The 352-nt window shown below is 49.4% G+C and carries 1 pseudogene; it reads right to left on the minus strand.

The annotated features are described in order from the left end of the window. Positions 1-115 precede the first annotated feature (115 nt). Positions 116-352, minus strand: a pseudogene (locus ACYP03_RS24875) (phospholipid ABC transporter ATP-binding protein MlaF); the annotation flags it as partial.

Below are 352 nucleotides of genomic sequence, written 5' to 3' on the forward strand. Positions count from 1 at the left end.
GGTACGGCAACTGGACAGCGTACTCTGGCCCAGCTGCACGATAAAATCCGTTAACATAATATGGAATTACCTTTCTTCATTCGCGATGACTCACCAACTCAGTGCAAGTTAGCGGTTACGACAAAAACTGGCTGAAAAGATCCTGCTCCAGTGCCTGTGCAGGGAAGTTAAAAGGAACAGGGCCATCCGCTTTACCATCCAAAAACTGACGAACCCGCTCATCAGGATTGGCGTTCAGTTCATCCGGGGTGCCGCTGCCAATAATTTTGCCACCGGACAGCAAATACACATGATCGGCAATACTCATCACTTCAGGCACATCGTGTGACACGATAACCGAGGTGATGCTCAG

The sequence above is a fragment of the Photobacterium sp. R1 genome, assembly GCF_054600795.1.